Source organism: Desulfocucumis palustris (genome assembly GCF_002933875.1).
Classification (GTDB): domain Bacteria; phylum Bacillota; class Desulfotomaculia; order Desulfotomaculales; family Desulfocucumaceae; genus Desulfocucumis; species Desulfocucumis palustris.
Window position 1 is genome coordinate 25,214 of record NZ_BFAV01000150.1, and the last position, 12,749, is coordinate 37,962.

Annotated in this window: 9 protein-coding genes; 2 read left to right on the forward strand and 7 right to left on the reverse strand. The window is 50.3% G+C overall.

Annotation, left to right across the window (positions count from 1 at the left end; genetic code table 11):
- Nucleotides 1-46: 46 nt before the first annotated feature.
- The 4 genes from DCCM_RS13435 to DCCM_RS13450 form a co-directional block, all read right to left on the reverse strand.
- Nucleotides 47-1,204, reverse strand: coding sequence for an aminotransferase class V-fold PLP-dependent enzyme (locus DCCM_RS13435; protein ID WP_104372897.1), 1,158 nt, complete (start codon nucleotides 1,202-1,204; stop codon nucleotides 47-49).
- Between the two features lie 10 nt (nucleotides 1,205-1,214).
- Complete coding sequence (locus DCCM_RS13440) at nucleotides 1,215-1,589, reverse strand: TusE/DsrC/DsvC family sulfur relay protein (protein ID WP_104372898.1); 375 nt, start codon at nucleotides 1,587-1,589, stop codon at nucleotides 1,215-1,217.
- Between the two features lies 1 nt (nucleotide 1,590).
- The gene (locus DCCM_RS13445) at nucleotides 1,591-4,239 is read right to left on the reverse strand and encodes a molybdopterin-dependent oxidoreductase (protein ID WP_207655604.1); all 2,649 of its coding nucleotides are present in this window, start codon (nucleotides 4,237-4,239) and stop codon (nucleotides 1,591-1,593) included.
- Between the two features lie 777 nt (nucleotides 4,240-5,016).
- The gene (locus DCCM_RS13450; protein WP_104372900.1) at nucleotides 5,017-5,559 is read right to left on the reverse strand and encodes a nitroreductase family protein; all 543 of its coding nucleotides are present in this window, start codon (nucleotides 5,557-5,559) and stop codon (nucleotides 5,017-5,019) included.
- Nucleotides 5,560-5,679: 120 nt separating this feature from the next.
- On the opposite strand from DCCM_RS13450, the gene DCCM_RS13455 reads away from it, so the two are divergent.
- Nucleotides 5,680-6,006, forward strand: a complete 327-nt coding sequence (locus DCCM_RS13455; RefSeq protein WP_104372901.1) for a winged helix-turn-helix transcriptional regulator — start codon at nucleotides 5,680-5,682, stop codon at nucleotides 6,004-6,006.
- Here the strand turns inward: DCCM_RS13455 and DCCM_RS13460 are convergent.
- A complete protein-coding gene (locus tag DCCM_RS13460) occupies nucleotides 6,003-7,373 on the reverse strand; it encodes a methyl-accepting chemotaxis protein (RefSeq protein WP_165792160.1) in 1,371 nt (456 codons plus the stop codon). The two genes, DCCM_RS13455 and DCCM_RS13460, sit on opposite strands and share 4 nt — an antisense overlap.
- 384 nt (nucleotides 7,374-7,757) lie before the next feature.
- Here DCCM_RS13460 and DCCM_RS13465 point away from each other — a divergent pair, with 384 nt between their 5' ends.
- A complete protein-coding gene (locus tag DCCM_RS13465) occupies nucleotides 7,758-7,967 on the forward strand; it encodes a hypothetical protein (RefSeq protein WP_104372903.1) in 210 nt (69 codons plus the stop codon).
- Nucleotides 7,968-8,057: 90 nt separating this feature from the next.
- Here DCCM_RS13465 and DCCM_RS13470 read toward each other — a convergent pair whose 3' ends face one another.
- Both DCCM_RS13470 and DCCM_RS19520 read right to left on the reverse strand, forming a co-directional pair.
- Nucleotides 8,058-11,405: a UvrD-helicase domain-containing protein gene (locus DCCM_RS13470; protein ID WP_373855467.1), complete on the reverse strand. Its 3,348-nt coding sequence runs from the start codon at nucleotides 11,403-11,405 to the stop codon at nucleotides 8,058-8,060.
- A gap of 158 nt (nucleotides 11,406-11,563) precedes the next feature.
- Nucleotides 11,564-12,397: a methyl-accepting chemotaxis protein gene (locus DCCM_RS19520; protein ID WP_104372905.1), complete on the reverse strand. Its 834-nt coding sequence runs from the start codon at nucleotides 12,395-12,397 to the stop codon at nucleotides 11,564-11,566.
- Nucleotides 12,398-12,749: the final 352 nt, after the last annotated feature.

Here is a 12,749-nt window from a genome sequence, read left to right on the forward strand (position 1 = left end):
ATTGATTGTTATTGGGGTTATTTAGCGAAACCGGCCGGCCTGACCGTTACCTGCCTGAAGAAATAGCCTCCATTGCCTCCAGAGCCCGATCTATATCTTCGCCGGTATTGAACCGTCCCATACTGAAACGTATGGCGCCACTGGCGTCCGTCCCCAGGTCGGCGTGCACCAAAGGGGCGCAGTGCAAACCTGTTCTGACCGCGATCCCGTAGTCACCGTCCAAAATAGCCCCCGCATCCTCGGAGGTTACCCCCTTTACAGTGCAGGTCAGCACCGGCACATCGTTATCCGTGGGCTTGGGACTGTGAAGCGCCACCCGGGGAATTGCGCTTAAGCCTTCGTACAGCCGCCTTGTCATGGCCATCTCCCTTTGCTGGACGTGCTCCAGGCCTTCCTTTTCCAGGTAGTCAAGCCCGGCCAAAAGACCGAAAATACCAAGTAAATTAAGGGTTCCGGCTTCAAGCCTGTAAGGGAACGCCTGGGTGTGAAGGAGACTGCGGGAGTCAATGCCTGTTCCGCCAAACCGGGTGGAGTTTACTTCCAGCCGGGAGGAAAGAACCAGGCCGCCGATGCCGCTGGGCCCCAGCAATGCCTTGTGCCCGGTAAAAGCCACGGCGCTGACGTTCCATTTAGCCATGTCAATACGGACATGTCCCGCGCTCTGGGCCGTGTCTATTAACAGAGGGACTCCCCGTCCGGCGCATACCCGGGCTATGTCCGGCACAGGCTGTACAGTTCCCAGCACATTGGAAGCGTGGGTGCAGATTACCAGCCTGGTGTCGGGCCGTATAGCCCTTGCCACCGCCTCCGGATCAACATGCCCGCTCCCGTCGAAGGCCACCAGATCATACTCTATCCCGCATTGCTTTGCCAGGTGAAACAGCGGCCGGAGTACGGAGTTGTGCTCCAGCCGGGTGGCAACCACGTGATCACCCGGGCCAACCAGGCCCAAAATTGCCAGGTTAAGGGCATCCGTGGCATTGGCCGCGAAAATGACCCTTTCCGGGTCGGGAGCCCCAAAAAAACGGGCCACTTTCCGCCTGGTTTGAAAAACGAGATCAGCAGCCTCCATGGACAGATCATAGCTGCCCCGGCCGGGTGAAACACCCAGCCGGGCATAGGTATCAACCATCCGGTCCATTACTTCCCGGGGTTTGGGAAACGATGTGGCCGCGTTATCCAAATAAATTAATTTATCGTCCATGGTATCACACCTATAAACAGGCTTTCGGATTGGGTAAACCGGCAAGGCGGCGGGCTCCGTGTTTAATCCCGCCGGGAAAAAGCGCCTCAATGGCCCGCATGCTCATTTCCGTGCCCGCCGCCAGCTGGCGGTTTAACGGCGCCCGGCCGTTTTGGAAATAAAAATCCCGAAGAAACCTGAGCACCTTCCACTGTTCGGCGCTGAGCTGTTCAAGGCCGCACTCCCTGGCCAGGGCCTCGGCGATATCTTCACTCCAGTCGCCGGGGTGCCAGAGGAAGTCTTCTTCATCAAACAGTACCTGACGCCCGGCCACAGGACGGTATCTGCGGCCGGTAACGGCAGGCTGTTTGGAGTTGTTCACCGGGATGCCGTTATCATCAGCCACGTTATTGCAAAGCCGCCTTTATCTTTTCCGGTGTTGCCGGCAAATCGCAGATCCAAACTCCGATGGCATCCTTAATGGCACTGATGATCGCCGGGGCGGTGGGAACCATTGTCATCTCGCCAACCCCCGTGGACCCCTTCCCGGTGCCCCGCACCCTTGGAGTTTCCCTGATGATGGACTCCATTTCAAAGGCGGTTCGAATACTGGGAAACTTGAAGGTCATCCAGTCCCTGGTCTGGCCAGCGATATACTGCTCGCGCAGGGCAAAGCCGACACCCATATCCGCCCCGCCTTCAAGCTGGCCTTCGAAGTTTAACGGGTTAATCACCGGCCCGCTGTCCACCGCGGTGGTCATCTTGATAACCTTAACCTCACCGGTTTCGGTATTTACCTCCACTTCCGCCAGCTGCAGCGCGTGCACCACTGATTCAAAGGACGGCCCCTGGCCGGTCTCCGGGTCCAGCGGCCCGGCTTCCAGGGTGGTCTTGGTTCCTGTATAACGGACCGGGCGCCCGGCCTCTTTAAGTTCCTGGTAAGTGGTCGCCCCGGCATCTTGCATGGCCTGCTGCAACTGCTCAACGGCGTTTACCAAAGCCCCTCCCACCATGTAAGTCATACGGCTGCCGGCAGCGGGTCCGGTGGCGGTGGTTTGATCCGTATCCTTCGTCATTAGACGAATTTTATCCAGGGGCAATCCCAGGCTGTGGGCAGCCAACTGGGTAAGCATGGAATCGTTACCCTCGCCGGGATCGGCGACAGCGGCATAGATGGTCACTCCGTCGTCAGGATCAAGCTCTATTGCGACAATAGCCTGATCACCGGGCCCTCCGATGCCAAACGCGCCGGCACCCAAGCCAACACCCCGCCGGATTACTCCCTTTTTGTGCTCCCGGGAATCAAGAAGACTGCGCTCATAATGAGGACGCATTGCTTCACAAAGCTCGGGGAAGGGCCACTGTTCCACCACGCTGCCGGTGGATTTTGACTGTCCGGGCCGCAGTGAATTGAGTATCCGGAATTCCAGCGGATCCATTCCCAGCTTATCCGCCAGCATGTTAACAGCACACTCAAGGGCGAAATTAACCTGAGGCGGACCGGCCCCCCGGGCTGCGGAGCCCCAGGGGTTATTAGTGTAAACTAATTTGCTGACGGCGTGAACATCGGGTATATTGTACGCGCCCGAAAGCATTTGCATTGCCCGGTTGACAATAACATCACCATTGGAGTGATAGGCGCCGTTGTCCACCAATATATCAATCTTATAGGCGGTAATGCGCCCTTGGCCGTCCGCACCCAGCTTAACTTTCATATCGAAGGGATGACGCTTGGGCGTCATCAGCATTGACTCGGCTATGCCGGGAATATAACGCACCGGCCGCTTGAAGTGCAATGCGGCTCCCGCGGCAATGCCCTCGGAGGAAATTTCCAATTTCATGCCGAACTGCCCGCCGGTGTAGGCTTCCTCGTAGCGCATATTTTCCCAGCCAAGAGCCTCTTGCAGCATACTGAGATGCTTGTGGATATTAATGCTTCTTCCAATAACCACCAGCTGCGCATCCTCGCCCCGGCCCTCGAAATAGGCTACGCACGCCTCCGGCTCCAGGGGGGCCTGGTGGTTAATCTGGGTGATGAAGTGCCCCTCAATAACTGCCGGCGACCCGGCTAAACCCTTTTCCGCGTCACCCTTGATCTGGGGCTGGATAAAACACAGATTTGGCCTGTCGTCATGAAGTTGAATAGCTCCCTCAGCCATCGCCTCTCCCGGCGAACCCAGCACCGGAAGCAGTTCATACTCCACTTCCACCGCCTTGGCCGCCTCTATGGCCTGTTCCCTGGTTACTGCAGCGATAACCGCCACCGGGTCGCCAATATAGCGAACTTTATCTTCACAGAGAACAGGACGGTCGGCCACGGTGTATTTCAATCGATTGGTACCCGTAATATCCTTCGCCGTCATAACCCCAACAACCCCCGGCATTTGCTCAGCGGCTGAAAAGTCTATCTTCTTAATCAAAGCGTGGGGATGCGGGCTGCGCACAGCCGCCAGTTCCAAAGCGCCGGGAACTATAATGTCCGCCGTAAATTGCGCTGTGCCGCATGCCTTGGCCAGCCCCGAGGGACGGGGGTGAGAAACGCCATACTTGGGACTGTCGGGAGCGGGACGGACATCCCCGGGGGAAATTTCCTTCCGGAGGAACCTGCCGGCTAATTTGACGGCATCAATGATTTTGGCGTAGCCTGTGCAGCGGCACAGGTTGTGACGCAAGGCTTTTTTAATCTCTTCCGTATCGGGATCAGGATTAACGTCCAGCAGGGCCTTCGCGGACATTATTATACCCGGGGTGCAGAAGCCGCATTGAACGGCTCCAGCCAATACCATAGCTTCTTGAATCAGGTGCGGGTTTTCCGGGGTGCCCAGGCCCTCGACGGTGATTATATCGGCGCCATCCAGTTTTGCCACTTTCAATAAACAGGATCTTTGGGCTTTGCCGTTTACTATCACCGTGCAAGCGCCGCATTGGCCCACCTTGTCACAGGATTGCTTGGCCCCGGTCAATTTCAACCCGTCCCGGAGCAGATCCAGCAGCGTTAAATCAGGATCCGCCACCACCTGCTGTAATATTCCGTTGACTTTAAGCTTTACTTTCATTATGATTTCCCTCCAATATACCTGCTTGACCGGAATAATGCGCCAAACTAAAAACAGGAAACAACAACACCGGCCTTAACCGGCACGTCAGGCGCCACCGGCACTTTGTTTCTGAACAGAATCCCGCCGGCTCCCGGCGTGGCCCTCCCCGGTTACCTCCCGGCCTTTATTTGGCCGGCATTCTTCTCTGAAATCCCGTTTTCCAGAGCAATCACAGCTCATTTCAATACAAATAATTTATATAGCAAGCATAAACAGTGCCATATACCGGACAATCTAAAATTTCGCTTTTTGATGGCCCGGCTTCCAGGTGAATAACGCCGTAAGATTTGTATATCCGGATATATTTAAGATGCCGTGCCGCATCAAATATATTCTATAATAAATAGAAAACATTTAAAGAATCAATATGTATTATGCACGGGTTTTAATGCGCCGCGGCATCGTTTGAATGCCGCGGCGCATTAATTTATTTTAATTCCAGCATAGCCGCCCCGCTTTTAGAGAACCTTTAATAAAAAAATAAAATTTAAAAATTTTCCATCAAAGCTGTATAAGCCCGGCGCCGCCTGAAATTCCCCGTTCATCAAGGGCTGCATGAGATTAGCCGGCAGGTTTCCGGGGATGGGAGGCTATTGGTTGTGGAGACATTTGTCCGGCACAAAAACCACAAAAAACAGCCAGGTCAATCATTTGTGGTTGACTTGACTGCTTTCACATTGCATTCAAATGATTTAAGAGCTTAACCTAAAGACACCGGCCCATATAATAGGCGGCCTATTTGCAGTAATTTACATTATTACCGGTGGATTTGGCTGTTTCAAAGGCATTGCCGTCGGAATATCCCGTCAGAACACCGCAGACCGGCACGAACCCTTGGGGAATGCCAATTTTTCCAACTAATTCAGGCTTGGCCTGCAGTCCCAACAGCGGAGCAATCACGTAACAGGAACCAAGCCCAAGGGCAGTTGCGGCAACGGTCATGTTGGCCGCGGCGCAGGAGACATTGGCCTGGTTATAGGGCGCGCCTTCCGGAGCGGAAAGCAGGAACAGCACAGGGGCGCCGTATAAAGGCTGATACCCGTCAAGTGCGGCGCGGCTCATGAGGAAATCATTGCCTGAATTCTTCATGGAGGTTAAAGCCGCGTCGTTAAGGGATTTCAGGACAGCCTGGTTTTCAACAACGGATATATGAAAGGTTCCTGCCTTGGGGGCATTGTTTGCCGCGGATATCAGCTGCTCAATTTTCTCCGCCTCCACGGCATTTGGCTTATACCGCCTAGTGCTTTTTCTTGCTTTAATTGCTTCTAACGCGTTCATCAAAAAGCCACCTTTACTTTTTATTTGATGTGCTATAATTGTATTTATCCAGTAAGATAAAATCAAGTACGGAAAATAATATAAGTAACTAATAAAGAAATAAGTAAAGGAAGTTGCCATATGAATGACTGCCCTGTGAAGTACGCCTTGAATATATTAAACGGAAAATGGAAGCTCCAGATTGTATGGGAATTAAACCAGCAGGAGAAAATCCGGTTTAATGAGCTGCAAAGAAGGTTAAAAGGCATTTCAAGTTTTATGTTGTCAAAGAACCTTGATGAATTAGAGCAGTACAGAATTATTGTCAGAAAACAGTATAACGAGGTTCCGCCCCGGGTGGAATATTCATTAACCGAATTGGGAAAAGCAATCCATCCGTCCTTAGAGATGCTGGGCGCCTGGGGGATAAGAGCCTTTAATGAAATGCAAAATCAAAGACCTTCTTAAACTTTAAACAACTTTGATGATTTGCTTAATTCAGCGGATATTTTACTAAGGCTGTGACATGCGGCTGAAACATCGGCAATACTTTCCCTGTGCTTTTGCATGTTATCGTTAACTGTTTCGGCACCGGCCGCAACCTGCTCAGATGCAGCTGCAATTTCCTGAACCCGTAATCCCAGCTTATTAATGGTCTGCATAATTTCATTGAAACTTACCGAAATATTTTTAACATCCCGGTCGCCGGTCTGTACCTGCGCAACGCTTCTACTTATGGAATCAACAGCAACAGCGCAGTCATTAATAATATCATTGATCAGTTTAGCAACCTTGTCCGATGTCTCGGTGGTCTGTCCCGCCAGTTTGCGCACCTCGTCGGCAACTATGGCAAATCCCCTTCCCTGCTCGCCGGCCCTTGCCGCCTCTATGGCAGCGTTCAAGGCCAATAAATTGGTCTGCTCGGCTATGTTGTAAATAAGATCAACCATTTTTCCCACGCTGTCCACTTTTTCACTCAAGGCGCCAACAGCTTGACGCACTTCCTCCGAAGACAGGGTAATACTGTTCATCTGGTCCAGAACCTGGTTAATGCCCTGGCTGCCGGCATTTGCCGCATTTATCATTTCCATTGACAGAGCAGAGGTTACCTGTGTGCTGTCCGCCACTTCACTAATGGATGCAGCTATTTGCGAAGTAATTTCAACCGTGTTGTTAGTATGTTCGGCTGTGTTCTCCACCACAGCCGCCACGCCTTCAACAGAATTGTCAATTCCGGTTGCCTGCTCTTTGACCAGTTCAATATATTTTCTCAAACTTTCCGTAAAATCGTTACATGATATTGCCAAAATAGCCAATTCATCACTGCCGGCTAATGGTATTTTTTGCGATAAATCTTTACTATTTTGCAACTCCTCAAAATACTTGGAGTAATTTTTGCTTCTCTCCACTATTTCTCTATTGAGCCCTAAATACCCTATTATTAAAAAAACGGTAACAGTTAAAAAAATTAGTATATTATTCATAGTAAAGTGTCCAAATTTGTTGTAATACATAACCAGCAGATTAACATAACCCATCATCGGCAGAACAAGAGAACACACCAATATTTTAAAAGAAATACTAACCGCGGCCTTCTTTTTCTTTATGGGCAGCAGGTATAATGGCTCGTTTACCGCCCGTACCAGGTAGAGCGTAGTTAGAACCATACCCGGCGGCACAACTGAAACCAGTTGAAGATACATGGGCAGCAAGGCGTTGCTTGAGTCCGGCTTAATCGCATAAACTACAATCAAGGGCATTAACGCAATTAATACAATCGCATATAAAACTTCACTTTTTGCGAAGGATAAAATTACCGCCTGGGCTTTTTCCACCAGCTCTTGGTCACCGGTATTATGTACCGCCCTTACTACGACATTATATTTATTATTAATAAAAAACGAGGTGACAGCAAAAAACAAAGCAATATAGCATAGGAACACAGGACTAATTATTATCTCTGTTACATCGCTCAATGTTAAAGTTTCCGCAAAAATCATGGCAAGAAATGAAAGTAACAATATTGGCACGTTCATAACAAATATACTGGAGATTAATCGGCCACGAGTAAATTTTGCTAACGAAGCCCCGCAGTCATTCATTATAAAACCCCCTATTAATATTGACCCTCCTATTGTATTCCATTATTCTTTATTCTTTTATTCTTCAGATCCATATATAATCCTTTTGCAATAAATATTAAATTTGGGTTAACATTTTTGTCCGGTCAATTTGAAACTGCCCAGTGTTATTTAATGAACGTCACAGGTGAAAATACACAACAAAAAGACAACAACGCACTTGAAAAATTAAACGCGATAGAAAAAGTAAAGATGAAGTCTCATTTGGGCAATGCATGCTTGTATCTTAAGAAAGAGTGTAAGAATAAAGCAAAAGAAGCCGCATTAGCAGCTTCTTTTGCTTTATAATAATTACAATGGCGGGTAATTCCCGGTTCAATTTCCTTCGCAAATAGTGTCTCATCCGGCGGCACTCTTGGCAACATTATAACATGTCCACTATACGTCAAAAAGCCTGAACTGCTCAACCGCAGGCGCCTGTCTGCGTGCAAGAGCGTCTTCTGTCACAAGGCACTCTTCGGACATGTCCGATAGAAAGGGAGAGCGGGGCCGGGATGTCAAAAGGATGAGTTCATCCCGCGCCCTTGTCAGGCCGACATAAAAAAGTCGTCTTTCCTCTTCAGGATTGTTATCATCCCTGCTGTTTTTGAGAGGAATCATACCATCCTTTACGCCACACAGGAATACGGCGGGAAATTCAAGGCCCTTGGCTCCGTGCAGGGTCATGAGCGAAACCGCGTCCCGGCGGTACTTACGTCCGCCGCTTCGCGTCACGTCGCTTTCGCGCCCGAGCAGGAGATTTTGCAGGAGGGAAGGCATGCTTTCGTGCAAAACAGCCGTGTGCAAAAACAGTTCCATGCACTTTAATTCACCCAGGGCGTTGTCGCTGATCCAGGATTCGATCAGCTTTTGCGGCCTTTCTCCGGACACCAGGGGCTCATATTTCCGAAGCAGCTCGATAAATTTTCGGAGGCTATCCGAGTCATGTGACGGCAAAAGCCCTTCCAGGATACCGGCAAGGTCGGCTGCGTTTTTCCCGGACCCGGCGTAACTCTCGATAATTTCCCGCACAAGCTCCGCGGGACAGCTGACCGACGCCTTCAGGCACAGCCGCAGGGAAACAAGAGCCCGCGGGTTGAGCAAAAACCGGAAAAAGGCCACCGCCCGGCGGATCTGCGGCTCGGCGAGAAACTCGCCCCGGCCGGCGACCACATACGGAATGCCCTCTTTCAAAAGGCACTGTTCCAAAATTTCCGACTGGCGATTGGTGCGATACAAAACGGCGATGTCGGAAAAGCCCCGCTGGCACCCTGAAGCGGGCCTTTTCGGGCCGGCTTTTTTCGACGGGGAATGCGCATCCAGCATGTCGATGCCGCCAACCATGCGGCTGATCTCCCTGGCCACAAACCGCGCTTCCCCAAACTCGTCCTCCGCTTCCAGGAGGCGCGCCTTTACACCGCTCTCCCTCTTTGCCTCAAGAGCGGGCTCAGACCCTCCGGCGGTTTTCCTGGAGATGACTGACAGGGCGCAGCGGATGATCTCGGGTGTCGAGCGGTAATTCTGGATCAGCCGGATCTGCCGGGCACAGGGGAAATCCTTGAAAAACCGTTCAAAGCAGCGGGGCTCCGCTCCCCTGAAGCCATAAATGGATTGGTCCGGGTCCCCGATCACAAAAATGCTTGCGCTGTTTCTGCTCCACTCCCTGATCAGGCGGTATTGAACCATATTTATATCCTGAAACTCATCCACCAGTAGATGGGACCAGGAGTCCCGAAGGCTTTTATCCTCCATGCGGCCCGCATCCCCGCGCTCAAGCGGCCTGAGCACATTCAGGAGAATATCGTCGTAATCCAAAACGCCGTATCGCTCAAGCTGCGCGCAGTACAGCTCATACACCCCTGAAGGCATATCCGTTTTTGCCTCCCCGGGCCAGGCGCCGCTTTTTATAAGGGATATCCCTCTCAAAACATCCCGGGGGGAATTTTTCAAACCAAGGCTTTTTAAAATGTCCCCGACCATGGGCAGCGCGTCATATTCGTCGATCACCGTGATGTTCTCTTTTCCGTTCTGCCTTGATAAAATCTGCAGACATACGGAGTGGAAGGTGCCTATGTTCATGGCTTTCACGGTCCGCCTGTTCCCGAAGTGCTTGGCCAGGCGCTCACGCATCTCTCCCGCCGCCTTGTTGGTAAAGGTGACGGCAGTTATCCCCGAGGGGGATACGCCACAGTTTTCAACGAGATGGGCGACGCGGCTTACAAGGGTCTTTGTTTTGCCCGTTCCCGGGCCGGCAATTACCGCAACGGCCGGGGCGGCGGCGCAAACTGCTTCCCGCTGTTCCCTGTTTAACCCGTGGGGAATTTCCGGAGAAAACCTTGGGGCCGCTTTTAGATCTTTTTCCTGCGGGCGGGCATCCGTCAAAACCGGCCCGGGAACGGCTTTACCAAGCGGATCTTTTTTATCCCCGGCGTCTTTGGGCATCAATTGCTCCTTATCCTTTTTTTCGTTAAAAAGGCATAGCTGACCGGAAAACAGCCCGATTTCGCTTTTGTCCAAAATCTTTATTTTTCCATATTCTCCGTCGTATCCGGGCTTTATTTCCACTTTGCCGAGCCTCAGCCTGCGGATACCCTCCGCCACAAGGGGACCCGCCTTAAGCTCGATGTCGCCAAGAGGCGCCTGGCGAAGAATAAAGAACTCCGGTCCAAGCTCACGCATTAGCTCGTTGTATTTTCTCCTGACCTTCACGCTTGCGGCGGTGAGCCCGGTTGACGCGGCGATTACCTCATGAAGGGGGACGAGGCTTTCAAAGTGTTTTGCCGCCGGGGAAACGAACCCCTCGGCTCTGTCCGCCAGCGCTTCCACCCGGTGCAACACTCCCACCGTGAGCCTGCCGCCGCACACGGGGCATATGCCCGAGGCGGTATTGGTATCCGCCGGTTTTAAGCACACTTTGCAGTTTCTGTGCCCGTCATAGTGGTATTTTCCTTCCTCTGGAAAAAATTCGATTGTGCCATAAAACCCCCCGGCATCCCGGTCCTGAAGCGCCAGAGCTATGTGCGGATAAGAAAGGGAGGTATCGAACAGGTTGGCTTCCCTCCCCAGATTCCCCGGGGAGTGGGCGTCGGAATTCGAGACCAGCGTGAACCTGTCCAGCGCGGAAAGGCGCCAGTTCATGGGCGGATCCGAAGAAAGCCCCGTTTCCAGCGCATGGATATAATCCGTTAAATCCCCGAAGCACTCGCGGATATCGTCAAAACCGGAATAGGCGCCAAACAGGGAGAAGTGGGGGGTCCATATATGAGCGGGAATAAATATGGCGTCAGCGCATACGTCCAGGGTGATCTCCAGAAGGTCGCGGCTGTCAAGGCCCAGGATCGGCCTGCCGTCGGAATGCAGATTACCTATGGCCTCGAGCCGGTGCGACAGGGCTTCGGCGTGTTCCAGACTTGGAAGAAGGAGCAGGTTGTGGACCTTTCTTACTTTTCCGTTTTTCTTGTATATGGAACTGATTTCGCCGGAAACAATGAACCGGGGCTTAAAACCGGCACCCATCACATCGTCCTCTTTGCGAAAATCATCTTTTAGCGTATAAAGCCCTTCTTCAGACGGGATGAGCTTCTCCCTGAGCTCCCGGCGCCAGGCGGGATGGCTGAAATCCCCCGTGCCAATCAGGCCAAGACCCTTTCGCCGCGCCCACAGATCAAGAATCTCGGGCACGCATTCGCGGCTGGTCGCTCTTGAATATTTGGAATGGATATGAAAATCGGCAATAAACACAAACATACACCTGCGCTTTATCTTGATGAACTTGACTGAAAAAAAAATTCAAAAAAAATAGAGAAGATGCCCGCCTCTCCATTAACATTGTTTTATAGCAAATATTTGTTTCAATTATTTTATGCTCTTAATGCTTTATTGAGCGGGGAAACCGGCGGCATTTTTTAGCTGTATATCCTTTCCGCCAATAGGCTGAGCTCTTTTGACATATTTAAAATGTCGTTTACAGAAGATGAAATCTCCTCCACCGAGGCTGACTGTTCTTCAGACACAGCAGCAATTTGATAAATTTGCTCACTTAATTCACTAACCGAAATAGTAACCAACGAAAGCGTGTCGGCAATTTCCTTCACTGAATTTGTAGTGCTATTGGCAAGCTTGCGTATTTCTTCCGCCACAACATTAAAGCCCCTTCCCTGATCCCCCGCTCTGGCGGCTTCAATGGCCGCGTTTAATCCCAGCAGGTGGGTTTGGCTGGCAATGCCTTTAATCAGATTCAATATAATATCTGTTTTCTTAACGTTTTCGCTAATAACATTGGTTTGTCCGGATAGATTAGTTGCAGTCGCCGCTAATTGCTGGGAACCGGCTGATAAATTTGAAACGGTCTGACTAATCATTTCAAGGGAGTTTTCCAATTTATCCGAATCTTCCCTTAAATCATCCTGGATAGAGGTTGGTTGAAATGCGCCAAGCGTGCCTATTACTTCTCCGTCCGGAGCAATTATTGGTGCTATCATCGCCATGTATGCCACTCCATATTGTGACTTTTCCAGCGGTACTTTTGCCGTTACCCTTTTGCCGGTTTGTAATACCTGATGTGTTATAGTTCCTGTTTTAATCGGATCACCGGCCTTTGCTTTATGATCAAGGCTAACTCCAGGCTCATAATAGTAATATTTTTCACGGTCACTTAATGCAATTGCTGCTTCATTACCCAAAAGATTTTTAGCTGTTTTAGCCATAATTACATATTCTTCCCAGTTTGCTTCAGACAATTTAAGTCACCTCTATAAAATAATAATACATAATAACTTACACAAAAAAAAAATATTTCCTCTCAAATTTTCACATAAATTAATAATATTTGTATTTTGTGGTTATATTTTGTCGGGTTATGCAGATTTCAAGCGGTCCCGCGAGTATTGCGGCTCTCCATTCAAGACATTTATTCACAGGATAAGGTGGAATTGGCAAAAGCCAATGAAAGTCCTGCAAGCTACACCGTCATAAAGATAGGCATTTTCTATTTATATAAAAAAATTTCGGAAAAATGAAACATTTTAAGCCTTGATGTTAAATAATGGTTAAATATGTAGATGTATGTCAGTTAAAATGGTAGTATATTCA

Excerpts from the sequence above, each read along its gene's own strand:
- DCCM_RS13435 (WP_104372897.1), bottom strand. The coding sequence starts at position 1,204 with ATGGACGATAAATTAATTTATTTGGATAACGCGGCCACATCGTTTCCC.
- DCCM_RS13445 (WP_207655604.1), bottom strand. The coding sequence starts at position 4,239 with ATGAAAGTAAAGCTTAAAGTCAACGGAATATTACAGCAGGTGGTGGCG.
- DCCM_RS13450 (WP_104372900.1), bottom strand. The coding sequence starts at position 5,559 with ATGAACGCGTTAGAAGCAATTAAAGCAAGAAAAAGCACTAGGCGGTAT.
- DCCM_RS13455 (WP_104372901.1), top strand. The coding sequence starts at position 5,680 with ATGAATGACTGCCCTGTGAAGTACGCCTTGAATATATTAAACGGAAAA.
- DCCM_RS13470 (WP_373855467.1), bottom strand. The coding sequence starts at position 11,405 with ATGTTTGTGTTTATTGCCGATTTTCATATCCATTCCAAATATTCAAGA.